The organism is Saccharothrix syringae, from assembly GCF_009498035.1.
GTDB lineage: Bacteria > Actinomycetota > Actinomycetes > Mycobacteriales > Pseudonocardiaceae > Actinosynnema > Actinosynnema syringae.
Genome location: NZ_CP034550.1, coordinates 69,767 through 84,880, shown reverse-complemented (window position 1 = coordinate 84,880; position 15,114 = coordinate 69,767). Strand labels below are relative to the sequence as shown.

The window sequence follows — 15,114 nt, the reverse complement described above, 5'->3', positions numbered from 1 at the left end:
CGGTCACCGGACCGCGCCGCGCCCGTGACCTCACAACCCGAATCGCGACCAGCGCGCCCGCTCCTCCAGGGCGGCCAGCCCCTCCAGCAGCAGATCGCCCGATCGGGTGGTTGCGCCGGCGAGGCCGAGGCGTGCCAGGAGGGGGCGGCGGGGCTCGGCGACGGCGATCTCGGCGTCCGGGTAGCGCTGCGCGACGACGCCGCGCAGCGTCCCGATCCCGTCCACCAGGCCGAGTTCGAGCGCGCGGGCACCGGTCCACACCTCGCCGTTGAACAGCTCGTCGTCGCTCGCCCGCAGCTTGTCGCCGCGCCGCAGTTTCACCCAGTCGGTGAACTGGTCGTGCAGCTGCGCCTGGAGGCCCTTGAGCCACTCGACGTCCTCGGCCTTCTCCGGCCGGAACGGGTCGAGGCGGACCTTGTTCTCGCCCGCGGTGTAGACGCGGCGCTCGACGCCGTAGCGCTCGATCAGGCCGTTGAGGCCGAACCCGGCGCTGACCACGCCGATCGAGCCGACCAGCGACGTGCCGTGGGCGTAGATCTCGTCGCCCGCGCACGCCAGCCAGTAGCCGCCCGAGGCCGCCAGGTCCTCGCAGAAGGCCAGCACCGGCACCTTCTTCTTGGCCGCGAGCTCGCGGACGCGCTCGGCGACCAGCGCCGACTGGGTGGGCGCGCCGCCCGGCGAGTTGACCAGCAGGGCGACCGCGACCAGGCGGTCGTGGTCGAACGCGCGGGTCAGCGCGGTCTCGACGGTCTGCATGCTGATGGTGTTGCGGGCCATCGGCGTGGGGGTCGGGGTGATGACCCCGTGCAGGCGGACGGCGGCGACCACGGGGCCGCGCTCGGTCCGCTCGCTGACGATCTTGGGCAGCCGGGCCGCGATCTTGTCCGTCACGCTCATGCCCCCGACCTTACGTGCCGGCCCCGGCGCGGGGGGCGCACCGACCCGCGCGCGCCCTGAAGTCGGCGCCGCGGGGCTAACATCGGCCGGTGACGTTCAACCCGATCCGGTGGCTCGAACGCTACGTCGAGTGGTGGGACGACCGGGGCCGCCAGAACGCGGACGGCCCGAGCACCATGCACGTCTACTGGATGTGGGTCACGTGGTCGGTGTGCGCCGTGATGGTGGTCGCGGTGCTGGCGGTGGCCGCCGCCTGACCGGCCGGGCGGCCCGACCGGCCGGACCCGCTAGGCGCGGATCGCGGCCTGCTCGGCGGTGTCCTCCAGCTTCGGCGGCACCAGCGGCAGGTTGGTCTGCACGCCCGGCCGGTACTTCGGGATCTTCAGGATGATCTTCATGCCCGCCTCGGGCGCGGTCTCCACGACCAGCGCGTAGTCGTCGCCGAAGACCGCCCGCATGCGGTGGTTGATGTTGCCCAGGCCCACGTGCGCACCGGTCTGGTGGGCGTCCTTCAGGTCCTCGAACAGCCGGTCGGGGTCCATGCCGACGCCGTCGTCCTCGACCGAGATCAGCGCCTCCGCGCCGTTGTCCTCGGCGATGATGGTGAGCAGGCCGCCGCCGGGCTTCTTGGCCAGGCCGTGCCGGACGGCGTTCTCCACCAGCGGCTGGAGCACCAGGAACGGCAGCACGACCTGCAGCACCTCGGGCGCGATCTTGAGCCGGACGTTGAGCCGCGACCCGTACCGCGCCTGCTCGATGGTCAGGTAGCGGTGGATGTTGGTCAGCTCGTCGGCGAGGGTGGTGAAGAACCCGTCGGTGCGGAAGGAGTAGCGGGTGAACTCGGCGAACTCCTGGAGCAGCTCCCGCGCGTGCTTGGGGTCCGTGCGGATCAGCGAGGAGATCGTGTTCAGCGCGTTGTAGACGAAGTGCGGCGAGATCTGCGCGCGCAGCGCCTTCACCTCGGCCTGCGCCAGCGCCTGCCGGGACTTCTGCAGCACCTCCAGCTCCAGCTGGGTGGAGACGAACCGCGCGGTCTCCTCGGCCATCCGGATCTGCCGCTTGTTCGCCACGCCGCTGACCACGATCAGCGTGCCCGCCACGTCGTGCTCGACCTCCAGCGGCACGATCACCGCGGTGTGCAGCAGGCACGGGCCGGGCAGCTCGCAGTCCAGCTTGCGGTGCTCGACGTGCTCCTTGTGCCCCTCGCCGATGGCCCGCTCGATGTAGGCGCGCAGGAACTCGTAGTGGTCGCCCGCCTCGCCGTCCCAGGACAGCAGGGTCCCCTCGTGGTCGGTGATGCCGACCGCGACGCAGCGCAGCATCTCCCGCAGGTGGGGGGTCGCCTTGTTGGCGGCGTCCTCGGTCAGGCCCTCGCGCAGGTCGGCCGACGCCTTGGACATGCGGTGCAGCATGTCCATCACGGCGTCCTCGACCGACGTGCTCACCCTGCGGGCGCGGCAGAGCATCACGAACAGGCCCAGGACGGCCAGGGTCGCGATGAGCCCGAGCACGGCCCGCTCGGTCAGGAGGTCACGCACGGTGTCCATGCTGTGCCGTGCGGGGCCGGGAGGCAAGGGGATCGGAGGCCGTTGGGGTGCACAACCGGTGAATTGGCGGCAACCGTGGCAGCACGTTTACCCGATCGAGTGAGGACCGGCGGCCAACATCACGCGCAGTGGGCGCGACCCGGGTGCCGGGCCGCGCCCCCGGCCCCTCAGATGTCGAGGTAGTCGTTGGGCTTCGGGACGTCCAGGTAGTCGTTCGGCTTGGGGACGTCCAGGTAGTCGTTCGGCTTCGGGATGTCGAGGTAGTGGTTGGGGTTCTGCGGCCGGTAGCGCTCGGCGGCCGCGCCCAGGGCCACCGACGTCGTGGTCGAGGTCTCGGTCGGGTCGTCCTCGTCGCACTTGAGGTCCTTGAGGATGTCCTTCAGGTCGACGCCCTCCAGGCCGTCCAGCTCCTCCAGCACCCGGCAGATCACGTCGCGGGTCTCGTCCGAGGGCTGCTGCTTCGGTTCCTCGGCGGGGGCGGCCAGGGCGACCCCGGCCAGGGTCGTCACGCTCAGGGCGGCACCGGTCAGCGCGGCGGCGATGCGCTTGTTCACGACTCCTCCATGTGGTCGGCGGACACCTGGAGGAGTTCCCGGAAGGGGCGGCGTGGACCGCGACGGGCGCAAACCCACCCGGTCGTGTGACTTACTTGAGCAGCCGGGACAGGCGCCGGTCGGCCAGCGGCCTGCCCCCGGTCTGGCACGTGGCGCAGTACTGGAAGGCCCGGTCGGCGAAGGAGACCTCGCGCACCGCGTCCCCGCACACCGGGCACGGCAGCCCGGTCCGCCCGTGCACCCGCAGGCCCGACCGCTTCTCGCCCTTCAGCGTCGCCGCCGACTGCCCCACCGACCGCGCCACCGCGTCGGTCAGCACGGTGGTGATCGCCTCGTGCAGCCGGTCCAGCGCCTCCGCGGGCAGCCTGCCCGCGGTCGCGTACGGCGACAGCCGGGCCACGTGCATGACCTCGTCCGAGTAGGCGTTGCCGATGCCCGCGAGCAGGGCCTGGTCGGTCAGCGCGGTCTTCAGCCGCTCGGACCGGCCGGCGAACAGGTCCTCCAGCCGCGCCCGGGTCACCGACAGCGCGTCGGGGCCGAGCCGCGCGATCCCCGGCACCTCCGCCGGGTCGCGCACCACCCAGGCGGCCAGGCCCTTCTTGGTGCCCGCCTCGGTCAGGTCGAAGCCGGGCCCCTCCCCCGGCGGCCCGAGGTGCACGCGCAGCGCCAGCGGCCCCCGGCCGGGCCTGGGCGGTGCGGCGGCCGTGGTCCCCGACCAGCGCAGCCACCCGGCGCGCGCCAGGTGCACCACCAGGTGCAGGCCGTCGCAGTCGAGGTCCAGGTGCTTGCCGAACCGGCCGGCACCGGTCACCTCGCGGCCCTGGAGGTCGGTCCACGGCGGGGTGAAGGTCTTGAGCACCTGGGGCGAGGCGATGTCGACCCGGTGCACGCGCCGCCCCACGGCGTGCTCGCGCAGGTGGTGGGCGAGGGCTTCGACCTCGGGCAGTTCGGGCACCCGCCCAGTGTTCCCCGCCGGGCGGCGATCAGTCGACCGGCTGTTGTCCGCGGGCGGCGATCAGTCGACCGGCTGGAGCGGCCCGTCGAGGTCCGGCAGCGAGTACATCTCGATCTTGCGGGCCACGTTGCGCACCTCGTCCCGCACGGTCAGGAACCCGCGCACGGTGCCGACCCACCGCTCCGGCGGCAGCTCCTCGGTCTTCTTCGACTCGGCCGCCACCAGCCACGGCCGCCGGATCACCCAGCGCACCGGGAAGAACAGGAACACCAGCACCAGCGCCACGACCAGCCACGCCGGCACCACGACGTCCTCCGGCGTCCAGGCCACCAGCACCGCGGCCATCACGATCACGATGGCCAGCATCAGCACGCCCGGACCGGAGCCGCCGCTCACGTCGTGCTCGAAGTCGGCGTCGGCCGCCGGGTTGCGCCACTGCACCTGGCTGCGCACCGTCCACATCCGGCCGTCCGCGCCGCGCACCAGCCGCGTCATCACCGTCTCCCTCAAGGTCTCTCGACCGGTCACCGAGCGTGGCTCAACGCTACCGGCAAAGTCTTGCACCTCGCGGGTGAAAGGTGCGGTTACGCCGGGTCGAGCGCGGCGGTCGTGGTGGTCGGCGCCTTGATCGTCCCGGTGGGGTCCGCGCCGGTGGGAGCCGGTCCGGTGGGTTCCGGCCCGGTGGTCCCGGACGCGGCCTGCCGGGGCGGTTCGGCCGAGGTCGGGTCGGTCCCCGTCGGGTCGGTCGACTCCGGCTTCGTCGGCTCGGGCTTCGTCGACCCCGGCCCGGTGGTGGTGGTCGTGGTCGACGCGTCGGTGACGTCGGCCGAGGTCAGCACCATCGACCGCGGCTCGGCGGCGGTCTCGGCGGTCCCGGCCGCCGGCGGGTCGGCGGGCACCGCGGTGTCGGCCGCGGCGGCCCGGCCGGTCGTCGTCGGCGCCGGGGGCGTCGGCCCGGCCGACCGCCCGGCGGTCCTGGTGTGCACGACCCGCTGCGCGGCCACCGGCGACGGCTCGCTGGTGGCCGTGCCGGTGGCGGTCACCTCGGGGGTGCACAGCGCCAGCACGTTCCCGCCGGGCGCGCCGTCCGGGCCCGGCTGGAGCAGCGCGGGGCCGGGCGCGCCGGTGAACGTGCCCGCCAGCACCCCGAACAGCCCCACCGCGGCGGCCGACGCGGCCGCGGCGAGCACCAGCTTCACCCGCCCGGTCAGCAGCGCCGCCTTGCCCACCACCGCGGGCGCGACCAGCGCGGTCACCGCGACCGGCACGGCCACCGACGCCGCGTGGGCCCGCAGCGTCGAGCACACCTCGGTCAGCTCCGCGTGCAGCGCGTTGCACGACGAGCACGTCTGCAGGTGCTTGCGGATGCGCCGGTGCTCCGCGCCCTGCACCCCGCCCGCCACGTAGGTGCCCAGCTTGGCCACCACCGAGCTGCACGCCCGCGGCCCGGTGTCCTCGGCCAGGTGCGCCTGCAGGTAGGCCGCGCGCAGGCCCTCCCGGGCCCGGCGGGCCAGCGCCGCCATCGCGTTGGGGCTCAGGCCGAAGCTCGGCGCCACCGCCGCCGGCCGCGCGCCCTCCACCTCGACCTGCCACAGCACCGTGCGCCACCGCTCGGGCAGGCTGGTGAACGCGCGGGAGATCAGCGCGTGCTCCGGCCGGCTCGCGGTAACGTCCGGGAACGGCTCGACGCGCCTGCTCAGCTCCTCGTCCTCCACCGGCACGTCCCGCCGCCGCCCGCTCCACTCCCACGCCACCCGGCGCGCGACGGTCAGCAGGTAGGTCCGGACGTGGTCGGTCGGGCCGGTGCCCCGGCGGATCGCCTGGAGCACGCGGAAGAACGCCTCCGCGGTCAGGTCGTCGGCCTCGGCGTGCTCGCGCACGTGCCGGAGGGCGAACCGGCGGACGGCGTCGGCGTGCTGGGTGAACAGCTCGCCGAACGCGGCGTCGTCGCCGGCGCGGACCCTGGCCAGCAGCTCCCGGTCGAAATCGGCATCTCCGGCCATCCCGCCCGGCACCTCCCGCCCGCCCAGTGGTCCGCAGGTCAAGATGCCACAACCGGCTCCGGGCCGCCCGAACCGATAGCGACCCGATACCGAAGACCCCCCGGGTGGTGTGGGCCGTCCGGAGCACGCCGCGGGTCCGCCCCGCGCAGCGCCGCGGGCCTCGCGGTCGGTGACGAGCCGGTCACGGGTGGGCGTCAGGTGGTGGGCGACCGGGCGGCGCCGGTCCCCGCGCCGGGTAACCTCCTGCCGCGTGGTCGACTGGCGCGCAAGGGCTTCCGCCCTCGTCCCCGAGCTGAGTGCCGTGGTCGAGCGCGAGTCCTGGTCGTGCCACGTGTTCCTGGCGGAGCTGTGGCAGCTCGCCCTGGAGGCGCACCGCGACGGCGAGCACGACGTGCTGCGGCGGGCCTACTCGTTCGCGCACTGGTGCTTCCGGCAGCCCGAGCGGTTCCTGTCCGACGCCTCGGTGGTCAGCTTCTACGAGCACGTGTTCGACGAGTGGGAGCTGCGCGACGAGGTCGCGCCGTGGCTGCCCGCGGAGGTCGTCGCGCGGGTCCGGCCGCTGTGGGAGTGGCGGTGGCCGCAGGAGCGGTTGGTCGAGGTGGACCGCCTGCTCGCGGGCCCCGCGCCCGGGGTGGCACCCCCCGGTTCGAAACCCGTTTGAGGGATGGTCTATAGTTCTTCGTGTCAGGCGGATGTAGCGCAGTTGGTAGCGCATCACCTTGCCAAGGTGAGGGTCGCGAGTTCGAGTCTCGTCATCCGCTCTTCGAAGGGCCCCGGTGTTCGCACCGGGGCCCTTCGCACGTTTTCGATCACGCCCTGCGGCGCGCCCCGGTGATCCCCACTAGGTTGGCGGGCGTTGGGTTCCTCCTCGAAGACGGAGTTTCGAACATGGCCACCACCCGCAAGGCGACCACGCACTGGGAAGGCAACCTGCTGGAGGGCAGCGGCAGCGTCGCGCTGGAGTCGTCGGGCATCGGCACCTACGACGTGAGCTGGCCCTCCCGCGCCGAGCAGGCCAACGGCAAGACCAGCCCGGAGGAGCTGATCGCGGCCGCGCACTCGTCCTGCTACTCGATGGCGCTCTCCCACGGCCTCGCGCAGGCGGGCACCCCGCCGCGGACGGTCGACACCTCCGCCGAGGTGACGTTCCAGCCGGGCACCGGCATCACCGGCATCCACCTGACCGTCACCGCCGACGTGCCGGGCCTGGACGCCGAGGGCTTCGCCGCGGCCGCCGAGAACGCCAAGCAGAACTGCCCGGTCAGCAAGGCGCTGGCGGGCACCGAGATCACGCTGACGGCCACCCTGGCCTGAGCGCCCGGACCCCTGGTACCGGCCTGATACCCGAAGTGTCGGGCCGGTGCCAGTGGCCGTGTCGAATTTGACCCGCTCGGGTGATGCCGGGTAGTCGTGGTGGATGCTCACCGAGTTGCGTGGTCCGGGGCGGCTCGCCCTGGGTGCGCTGATCGGCTCGGCACTGGCCGCCCTGGTCGGCTTCACCGCGGTGGTCGACCCGCCGTCCCCCGGACCGGAGCGGTCCGACGTGGGGCACATCGTGGTGGTGAGGGGCAGCGAGCAGCCCGGCCGCACCGCCGGCGTCGCGGGCACCGCCGCCCCGGAGGGCACCGCAACCTCGACTACCACCACGACGTCCTCTTCCACGACGGCGCCGTCGTCCTCGACCACTTCGGTGACGAGCACCACAACGACCTCGGCGACGACCACCACCGCGACCACCACGACCCGGCCGACCACCACCCGGCCGACCACGACGACGACCACCACCACCTCGCGGCGGCCGACCACCACGACCCCCACGACGACGACTCGCAGACCGTGCGGGCTGATCTTCTGCTGATCGCCCGCCGATTCCCCGAGTGAAGGGTGACGAAGCGTGTTTTGGCAAGATCGGGCCGTGACGTCCAGCCAGGTGCCCACCCAGCCCCAGCGAAGCAACGACACCCCCACCATCCGCATCCGGGCCGTCGCCGAGCCCGCGTGGCCGACCGCCGAGCCGATGACCGCGACCGACCTGACCCCCGTCACGGCTCTCACCACCAAGCTGGAGCCCGTGGTCGTCCCGCCGGTCGCGCCGGGGATCGCCGGTCAGCTGCCGACGGCGCCCGCGCAGGCCGCGCCCGGGGTGGTCGCACCGGCCGCGCCCACCGCACCCATTCCCGTCGCTCCCCCGGCACCCGGTTCGCCGGCCGCCCCGGGGCAGCAGGCCGTCGCGCCCGGCTTCGTGCCCGCCGGCGCCGTGCCCACCTCCGTGCCCACCTCCGTGCCCGCCTCCGCGCCCACCGCGCCCGGGGCCGTTCCCGCGCCCGCCGCCACCCCCGCGGCACCCACCACGTCCGCGGCGACGGCCGCGTCCGCCGCCAAGCCGGCCGTGCAGCGCAGCAAGTGGCGCCGCATCGCGCGCCGGATCGTCGGCCCCACCCTGCTCACCAAGAAGGGCTGACCGGTTCGGCCCGGTTCACGCGGCCCGGTTCAGGCGGACCGGGCCTGGGCGGCGTAGAGCCCGCCCGAGCGCAGCAGCTCGTCGTGCGAGCCGACCTCCGCGATCCGCCCGTCCTCCATCACCACGATGCGGTCGGCGTTGCGGATCGTGGACAGCCGGTGCGCCACCACGAACACGGTCCGCCCGCGCACCAGCCGGGCCAGCGCCTCCTGCACCAGGGCCTCGGACCGGTTGTCCAGCGCGGAGGTCGCCTCGTCCAGCACGAGCACCCGCGGGTCGCGGACCAGGGCGCGGGCGATGGCCAGCCGCTGCTTCTGCCCGCCGGACAGGCGCGCGCCGCGGTCGCCGACCACGGTGTCCAGGCCGCCCGGCAGCCGGTCGACGAACTCCAGCGCGTTGGCGTCGGCGAGGGCCCGGCGCAGCGCGTCCTCGGACACGTCCTCCAGCCCGTAGGTGACGTTGTCCCGGATCGTGCCCTCGAACAGCACCGACTCCTGCGGCACCACCGACAGGAACCGGCGGTAGCTGCGCAGGTCCAGGTCCTCCAGGTCGGCGCCGTCGAGCAGGATGCGGCCCTCGGTCGGCCGCAGGAAGCCGATGACCAGGTTCAGCGCCGTGGACTTGCCCGCGCCGGACGCGCCGACCAGGGCGACCGTCTCGCCGGGCCGGACGTCGAGGGTGAAGTCGGTCACGGAGCCGCGCGGCGAGCCCGGGTAGGAGTAGCCGACGCCCTCGAACCGCACGTGCCCCCGCACCGCGTCCACCCGCGCCTTGCCCTCGTTGTGCTCGACGTCGGGCGCCTCCAGCACCTCGCCGAGCGACCGCACGGACTCCAGGCCCCTGCTGATCAGCGGGGTCAGGCTCATCAGCGTGGTGACCGCGCCGGTCAGCGAGGCGAAGTAGGCGCTGAGCATGACCACGTCACCGGGGGTGACGGCGAGCCAACCGCGGTAGGCGGCCAGCGCCGCGCCCGCCAGGCAGCCGACGCCCAGGGCGTTGAGCAGGATCCAGGCCAGGGCGCCGAACCGGACGTTCAGGCCGTCGAGGCGCATGCCCGCGTGGAAGACCTGGCGCAGCGTGCCGTCCATGCGGGTGAGGGCGGTGCGCTCCAGGCCGTGCGCGCGGGTGATCGGGATGAGCGTGGTCATCTCCCCGACCCGCGAGGACAGCCGCTCGACCTCCTGCCGGAACGACTCGTTGTACGCGCGCAGCCGGCCCCGCAGCCACATCACCAGCACCGACGCGGCGGGCACCACCAGCAGGAACACCGGCAGGAACGCGGGCGCGCCGAACGAGATCACCGCCAGCGCGCCGCCGAGCGTGGCCAGCGCGGCCAGCCCCTGGTCGCCGACCTGCTGGGTGGAGGTCTCGATGCCCTCCACGTCGCGGATCACCTTGGTCTGCAGCACCCCCGCGCTGACCCGCGCGTGGAACCCGATCGACAACTGCTGCATGCGGCGGCTGAGCGCGTACCGCATCCGCATCCCCAGCCGGCGGGCGCTGCCGTACCACCAGCGCGTGTAGAGGATGGCGAACGGGTAGTTGAGGGCCAGCACGAGCAGCAGCAGGCCCGAGCCGACCCAGATGCCGGCCACCGGGCGGTGCTCCACCACCACGTCCACCACGTGCGCGGTGACGACCGGGGTCAGCCAGGTGGGGCTGTGCTTGACGAAGAAGGCGGCGGCGCCGAGGGCGAGCCGGAACCGGTCCTCGCGGTAGAGGTAGAGGAGCGTGCGGACGGGGTGCTCGCCGCGGTAGCGGTGGTCGAGGGGACCGTGGGGCATGCGTGGCTCCTCGGGGGTGGGCAGGGGACGCCCACACCGCGCCGTGTGGGGAGCGCTCCCACATCCTAGGTGGGCGATCCACCGCGTTTCCGCAGGCGGACGGCGCTCCGTCCCGGGGTGGGCGCCGCGCCGGGACCGGGGCAGCGGGGGTGCCCGAGGGCGGTCGGTGCCACCTGCCGGGGCCCGGGGCACCGCGCGCCGGACCGGCGATCCGCGTTTTGTCACGCCAGGACCGGGCCGGTGACCCGGCATACCCCGAAGGACCACGTGTGAGCAGCGTCCCCCGCGTGTAACGATCCGTCATTTCCGAACGTCATGTCGACAGCGGCCGGTACCTTATGGCCGCCAGGCACACGAGGACATGGTGATCAGGTGAGCGCAGAGGTGACCCAGCAGGTCGAGCCCGTGGTGGCCGCGCGCCCGGAACGCCGTCGCCCGCCGATCGGGCCCCTGCTGCTGTGGGGCGCCGCCGCGATCCCGTTCCTGCTGGCCCTCGCCGAGGCGTACCGCTCACCGCGGCTCAACTTCGCCGACTTCTGGGGCATCCTGGCCCGCATCTCCACCCCGGAGGGCGCGCTGAAGCCGGCCGAGCTGTTCGTCCTGCACAACGACCACCCCGCGGTCCTGGTCGGCCTCGTGTTCTGGGTGAACGGCACCTTCTTCGGCGGGACGAACCACGGCCTGGGCTTCGCCTCGGTCGGCCTGGTCGCCGTGATGTTCGCCGCGATGGTCACGATGCTCCCCCGGTCGCTCACCGCGGTGCAGCGCGGCGCCGCGGCGCTGGGCCTGTCCGCGCTGCTGTTCTCCTCCACCGCGACGGAGTACTTCGGCATCGGGATGAGCGGCATGCACTGGCTGCTGGGCATCGTCCCGGCCGTGGTTGCCCTCGCCTTCGCCCACCGCGGCCTGACCGTGCCCGCGGTGCTCTTCGCGGTGATCGGCAGCATGGGCCACGGTGCCGCGTTCCCGGTGTGGATCGCGCTGGCCGCGGTGGCGTGGCTGCGCCGGGACGCCCTGTGGCGGGTGCTGCTGCCGATCGGCCTGGGCGCGGTGACGTTCGTGCTGTGGCTGCTCCCGGCGCGCCCGCCGGGCTTCCCCGCCCCGATGCTGCTGGGCGCGGACACCTACCTCGGCTCGGGCCTGGCGATGCTCGGCCAGATCTGGTCGGCCAAGGACCTCGACCTCGCGTTCGTCGCGGGTGCGGCGACCGTCGGCCTGGTCGTGGTGCTGTTCGCCGGCGCGGTCCGGGAACGCCGGGTGCTGGCCGACCGGGTGCCGCAGGCGGGCTGGTTCGGCGTGGCGCTGCTGGCGCTGCTGGTCGCCGTGATGATCGGGCTGAGCCGCGGCCACTACGGCGCGGCGGACGGGCTGAGCCCCCGCTACGCGATGGTCGCCCTGGTCGGCGCGGCGGCCGTGCTCGTGCTGCTGCTCTCCCGCGGTCCGCGGCAGCTGACGGCCCGCGCCGTGCCGCTGGTCGTGGTGGTCGGCCTGGCCACCTTCGCGGTCGGCAACGGCCAGGCGATGGCGGTGCGCGAGAAGTACCCCACGCAGCCCGTGCTCGCCGTGGCGATGCGGGTCGAGGCGACCGGGCAGATGTCCCGGATGATGGCCAACCCCGCGGTGCTGCCGGTGCTGCGCTCGATGGGCGTCTACCCGTTCACCGACGACTTCACCCTCGGTTGCGGCGGTCCGGAGCTCGGCTCCCGGGTCGACCTGGCCTCGGCGAAGCAGCTCGACCTGCCCGCCTATGGTGGCGGTCTGACGACCGGCGCGGTCGAGGCGGGCCCGGTGGTCGGCGACGCGCAGATCTCCGGCTGGGCCGTGGTGGACGGCCGGGCCGCCGACTGCGTGCTCGTGGTGGACCAGGCGGGCGAGGTCGTCGGCGGCGGTGCGGTCGGCGTGCCGCGCGGCGACATCATGCAGTTCACCCGGGCGACGGGCCGGGCGGGCTGGGTCGCCGTCGCGAAGCCCGGTACGCAGGACGGCGTCGTCCTGGTGCTGGCCGGCGGTGTGCTCTACCGGGTGCCGGAACTCGGGTGACCCCCCGGCGGAGCGGCCTGACGAGGCGCCCCGCCCCTAAGCAACAATGGTGTCCGCTCAGCAAACGTGAAGGGACCCGGACGATGTCCTGGCAAGACGAGCTGCGAGAGCTCGACACGGCCCTCGCCGAGGGGCGCATCTCCGCCGACGAGTACCGGCAGCAGCGCGACAACGTGCTGTCGACCGCGGCACCGCAGGTCCCGCAGGTGCAACCCCAGTTCCCGCCGCCGGCACAGCAGGGCAGCCCGTTCGCGCCGCCGCTCCGCTGGGAAGCGGTGAACCCCAACGCCCAGCAGCAGCCGCCGCCGAACACGGACGCCACGCAGGTCGTGTCGAACCCGTCCGTCGGGCAGCAGGTCCCCAACCAGGACGCCACGCAGGTCGTCAACGCCCGGCAGGCCGGCGGCAACCCGGACTCCGAGCGCACCCAGTACGTCCGCCCCGTCGCACCCCCGCCGCCGCCACCGTGGCAGGGCGGTGGCGCGCCGCCGTGGGGTTCGACCGACTTCGCCGGCGAGCAGAACCCGAGCTGGATCGCCCAGGGCCCGGAGGTGTTCGAGGACAAGCCCTCGGGCGCGGGCAAGCGGGTCCTGGCGATCCTCGTGGTCGTCGTCGTCCTCGCGGGCATCGGCTTCGGCGTCTGGTACTTCACGCGGGGCGGTGGCGAGGACCCGAACGCCAACGGCGGGACCGGGGGCACGTCGACCGCGGCGAGCACGACCACGACCACCGAGAAGCCGAAGCCGACCGACCCGTTCGAGATCCTGCTGGAGCAGGTGCCCGAGCCCGGCGGCAAGGACAACCAGCGCGCCGAGGTGCTCGACATGAGCGAGGTGGTGACCGAGCAGGTCATGGAGCAGGGCGAGGCGGACCTGCTCGCCGCGGGCGGCGCGACCAAGGTGGCCTGGAAGGCGGGCAACAAGCAGGCCGACGAGTTCGGCCCGACGCCCGACCGGTTCTCCATCGTGGTGGTGCCGATGGCCGACGAGGCCGCGGCGCAGAAGGCGGTGCAGGACCTGAAGCTCTACCAGGAGACCCGGGGCGGCCTGGTCTTCATCAAGGACCCGCTGCCGGACATGCCGCCGCAGCTGGTGTTCGAGAAGAAGGTCGAGCCGGACCTGGCGCTGTACCGGGGCATCTGGGCCTCGGGCAAGAACCTGGTGCGCGTCAACGTGGACCAGTACCCGATGACGGGCGAGGCCGGGCTGAGCGGCAGCTACCAGCGGCAGGTGCACCTGGTGCTCAAGACCTTCCCCGCGGCTTGATGACCACACCCCTGCGGGAGCTGGAGCTCACCGCCGAGGACGGGTGCCTGCTCCTCGGCGACGCCCCGGGCGTCGACTACCTCGACGGCGCCGAGCGGCTGGTCGGCGCGATCGTCGCGGAGGCGGGCGACCTCGGCTCGCTCAGCGACGAGCTCCACCTCGCCGGCCGCACCTGGGCCGAGCGCTACCACCTGGACCGGGGGCGCGCGAACGCGCTGCGCGCCCTCGACCTGCCCGCCGACGCGGTCGTGCTGGAGGTCGGCGCCGGGTGCGGCGCGATCACCCGGCACCTGGGCGAGCGCGTCGCCGCGGTCGACGCGGTGGAGCCGGTCGCCGCCCGGGCCCGGGTCGCCGCGCGGCGCACCGCCGACCTGCCGGGCGTGCGGGTGTTCGTCGGCCTGCTCGACGACGTGCCGGACGAGCCCGCCTACGACCTGGTGCTGGTGGTCGGCGTGCTGGAGTACGTCGGCGCGGGCAGCGCCTCCGACGAGCCGTACGAGGAGTTCCTGCGGGGGTTGCGCCGCCGGCTGCGGCCGGGTGGGGCGCTGGTGCTCGCGATCGAGAACCGGCTCGGGGTGAAGTACCTGGCCGGCGGCCACGAGGACCACAGCGGCAAGCGGTGGGACGGGGTGCAGGGCTACCCCGACGGCGCGCCGGCGCGCACGTTCGCCCGCCGGCCGCTGGAGCGGCTGCTCGCGCGGTCCGGCTACGGCGTCCGGCACGTGCTCGGCTGCTTCCCCGACTACAAGATCACCCGCGCGGTGCTGACCGACGACCTGGTCGAGCGGCACCCGCAGCTGGCGCGCGGCATCCCGAGCTTCCCCAGCCCCGACTGGGGCCACGACGAGCCGCGGCCGGTGGACGAGGCGCGGTTGTGGGACGAGCTGATCACCGCGGGGCTCGCGGACCAGGCGTGGAACAGCTTCCTGGTGGTGGCCGACGTCGACGGGGCCGCGCCGGAGCTGTGGCCCGCGGACCGGCTCGGCGTCTACTTCAACACCGAGCGCGCCGCCCGCTGGTGCACGCGCGCCGAGGTGGTCGGCGACCGCGTCCGGCGCGGCCCGCTGGTGGCGCAGCGCCCGGACGGGGTGTCCGTGCGCGGCTACGAGGAGCCGGTGCTGGAGGGCGTGCCGCTGCTGTCGGTGCTGGCCGACGAGCCGTGGCGGCTGGAGGAGCTGCTGCACGGCTGGCGCGGCCTGCTGCGCGGCGGCGACGGGCCGGTCGCGGACCACTGGGACCTGGTGCCGCACAACGTCGTGGTCACCGCGGCCGGGCTGCGCGCGATCGACCTGGAGTGGCGGGTGGAGGGGGTGACCGCGGTCGAGGTGGAGGAGCGCGGCCTGCTGCTGGCCGCCGACCGGCTCGCCCGCGACGGCTGGCGCGGCGCGGGTGAGCGCACCACCGTGCGCGACCTGGCGGGCTGGCTCGGCGTGCTGCTTGGCCACGCGCCGGCCTACGTGGACCGGGCGGCCGAGCGGGAGGCCCGCTTCCAGGCCGTGCGGATCAGCGGCACGACCTCGGGCGCCGGGCTGCGCCGCGAGCAGGACTACTTGAGGGCGGCGTGGCGGACCCGACTGGACGAAGCGGTCGCCGGGAGCTGAAGGGATC

At 74.1% G+C, this 15,114-nt stretch carries 15 protein-coding genes and 1 tRNA gene; 9 read left to right on the top strand and 7 right to left on the bottom strand.

The window, feature by feature from the left end; all coding sequences use genetic code 11:
- Positions 1 to 30: 30 nt before the first annotated feature.
- Positions 31 to 897 carry a S49 family peptidase gene (locus tag EKG83_RS00375; protein ID WP_033428128.1) on the bottom strand — a complete coding sequence of 289 codons (867 nt, stop codon included), beginning with the start codon at positions 895 to 897 and terminating at the stop codon, positions 31 to 33.
- Between the two features lie 89 nt (positions 898 to 986).
- On the opposite strand from EKG83_RS00375, the gene EKG83_RS46690 reads away from it, so the two are divergent.
- Positions 987 to 1,154: a hypothetical protein gene (locus EKG83_RS46690; protein WP_170191760.1), complete on the top strand. Its 168-nt coding sequence runs from the start codon at positions 987 to 989 to the stop codon at positions 1,152 to 1,154.
- A 30-nt stretch (positions 1,155 to 1,184) separates the two neighbouring features.
- Here the strand turns inward: EKG83_RS46690 and EKG83_RS00370 are convergent, their stop codons facing one another.
- The 5 genes from EKG83_RS00370 to EKG83_RS00350 all read right to left on the bottom strand — a co-directional run bounded on the left by EKG83_RS00370 (position 1,185) and on the right by EKG83_RS00350 (position 5,956).
- Positions 1,185 to 2,444 carry a sensor histidine kinase gene (locus EKG83_RS00370; RefSeq protein ID WP_051764558.1) on the bottom strand — a complete coding sequence of 420 codons (1,260 nt, stop codon included), beginning with the start codon at positions 2,442 to 2,444 and terminating at the stop codon, positions 1,185 to 1,187.
- A gap of 167 nt (positions 2,445 to 2,611) precedes the next feature.
- Positions 2,612 to 2,998 carry a hypothetical protein gene (locus EKG83_RS00365; protein WP_033428129.1) on the bottom strand — a complete coding sequence of 129 codons (387 nt, stop codon included), beginning with the start codon at positions 2,996 to 2,998 and terminating at the stop codon, positions 2,612 to 2,614.
- A 91-nt stretch (positions 2,999 to 3,089) separates the two neighbouring features.
- Positions 3,090 to 3,953 (bottom strand): Fpg/Nei family DNA glycosylase, encoded by an 864-nt coding sequence (locus EKG83_RS00360; RefSeq protein WP_033428130.1) that lies wholly within the window; start codon positions 3,951 to 3,953, stop codon positions 3,090 to 3,092.
- A gap of 60 nt (positions 3,954 to 4,013) precedes the next feature.
- Complete coding sequence (locus EKG83_RS00355; RefSeq protein ID WP_033428131.1) at positions 4,014 to 4,448, bottom strand: hypothetical protein; 435 nt, start codon at positions 4,446 to 4,448, stop codon at positions 4,014 to 4,016.
- A gap of 89 nt (positions 4,449 to 4,537) precedes the next feature.
- Positions 4,538 to 5,956 carry a sigma-70 family RNA polymerase sigma factor gene (locus tag EKG83_RS00350; RefSeq protein ID WP_153277811.1) on the bottom strand — a complete coding sequence of 473 codons (1,419 nt, stop codon included), beginning with the start codon at positions 5,954 to 5,956 and terminating at the stop codon, positions 4,538 to 4,540.
- 250 nt (positions 5,957 to 6,206) lie between these two features.
- Between EKG83_RS00350 and EKG83_RS00345 the strand changes: the two genes are divergently transcribed.
- From EKG83_RS00345 to EKG83_RS00325, 5 genes are all read left to right on the top strand, one after another.
- Complete coding sequence (locus EKG83_RS00345; protein ID WP_033428670.1) at positions 6,207 to 6,617, top strand: DUF7674 family protein; 411 nt, start codon at positions 6,207 to 6,209, stop codon at positions 6,615 to 6,617.
- A 27-nt stretch (positions 6,618 to 6,644) separates the two neighbouring features.
- Positions 6,645 to 6,717 (top strand) — tRNA-Gly (locus tag EKG83_RS00340).
- Positions 6,718 to 6,844: 127 nt separating this feature from the next.
- Complete coding sequence (locus EKG83_RS00335) at positions 6,845 to 7,270, top strand: OsmC family protein (RefSeq protein ID WP_033428132.1); 426 nt, start codon at positions 6,845 to 6,847, stop codon at positions 7,268 to 7,270.
- Between the two features lie 103 nt (positions 7,271 to 7,373).
- Positions 7,374 to 7,814 (top strand): hypothetical protein, encoded by a 441-nt coding sequence (locus EKG83_RS00330; RefSeq protein ID WP_153277810.1) that lies wholly within the window; start codon positions 7,374 to 7,376, stop codon positions 7,812 to 7,814.
- Between the two features lie 57 nt (positions 7,815 to 7,871).
- Positions 7,872 to 8,417 (top strand): hypothetical protein, encoded by a 546-nt coding sequence (locus EKG83_RS00325; protein WP_033428133.1) that lies wholly within the window; start codon positions 7,872 to 7,874, stop codon positions 8,415 to 8,417.
- A 29-nt stretch (positions 8,418 to 8,446) separates the two neighbouring features.
- Here EKG83_RS00325 and EKG83_RS00320 read toward each other — a convergent pair whose 3' ends face one another.
- The gene (locus tag EKG83_RS00320; RefSeq protein WP_033428134.1) at positions 8,447 to 10,201 is read right to left on the bottom strand and encodes an ABC transporter ATP-binding protein; all 1,755 of its coding nucleotides are present in this window, start codon (positions 10,199 to 10,201) and stop codon (positions 8,447 to 8,449) included.
- A 372-nt stretch (positions 10,202 to 10,573) separates the two neighbouring features.
- Here EKG83_RS00320 and EKG83_RS00315 point away from each other — a divergent pair, with 372 nt between their 5' ends.
- From EKG83_RS00315 to EKG83_RS00305, 3 genes are all read left to right on the top strand, one after another.
- Positions 10,574 to 12,241 (top strand): DUF2079 domain-containing protein, encoded by a 1,668-nt coding sequence (locus EKG83_RS00315; protein WP_153277809.1) that lies wholly within the window; start codon positions 10,574 to 10,576, stop codon positions 12,239 to 12,241.
- Between the two features lie 83 nt (positions 12,242 to 12,324).
- Positions 12,325 to 13,506 carry a hypothetical protein gene (locus tag EKG83_RS00310; protein ID WP_033428135.1) on the top strand — a complete coding sequence of 394 codons (1,182 nt, stop codon included), beginning with the start codon at positions 12,325 to 12,327 and terminating at the stop codon, positions 13,504 to 13,506.
- Positions 13,506 to 15,107, top strand: coding sequence for a methyltransferase (locus EKG83_RS00305; protein WP_228122465.1), 1,602 nt, complete (start codon positions 13,506 to 13,508; stop codon positions 15,105 to 15,107). The genes EKG83_RS00310 and EKG83_RS00305 overlap by 1 nt, the downstream gene beginning before the upstream one ends.
- Positions 15,108 to 15,114: the final 7 nt, after the last annotated feature.

Excerpts from the sequence above, each read along its gene's own strand:
- EKG83_RS00335 (WP_033428132.1), top strand. The coding sequence starts at position 6,845 with ATGGCCACCACCCGCAAGGCGACCACGCACTGGGAAGGCAACCTGCTG.
- EKG83_RS00355 (WP_033428131.1), bottom strand. The coding sequence starts at position 4,448 with ATGACGCGGCTGGTGCGCGGCGCGGACGGCCGGATGTGGACGGTGCGC.
- EKG83_RS00330 (WP_153277810.1), top strand. The coding sequence starts at position 7,374 with ATGCTCACCGAGTTGCGTGGTCCGGGGCGGCTCGCCCTGGGTGCGCTG.
- EKG83_RS00375 (WP_033428128.1), bottom strand. The coding sequence starts at position 897 with ATGAGCGTGACGGACAAGATCGCGGCCCGGCTGCCCAAGATCGTCAGC.
- EKG83_RS00350 (WP_153277811.1), bottom strand. The coding sequence starts at position 5,956 with ATGGCCGGAGATGCCGATTTCGACCGGGAGCTGCTGGCCAGGGTCCGC.
- EKG83_RS00305 (WP_228122465.1), top strand. The coding sequence starts at position 13,506 with ATGACCACACCCCTGCGGGAGCTGGAGCTCACCGCCGAGGACGGGTGC.
- EKG83_RS00310 (WP_033428135.1), top strand. The coding sequence starts at position 12,325 with ATGTCCTGGCAAGACGAGCTGCGAGAGCTCGACACGGCCCTCGCCGAG.
- EKG83_RS00370 (WP_051764558.1), bottom strand. The coding sequence starts at position 2,444 with ATGGACACCGTGCGTGACCTCCTGACCGAGCGGGCCGTGCTCGGGCTC.
- EKG83_RS00320 (WP_033428134.1), bottom strand. The coding sequence starts at position 10,201 with ATGCCCCACGGTCCCCTCGACCACCGCTACCGCGGCGAGCACCCCGTC.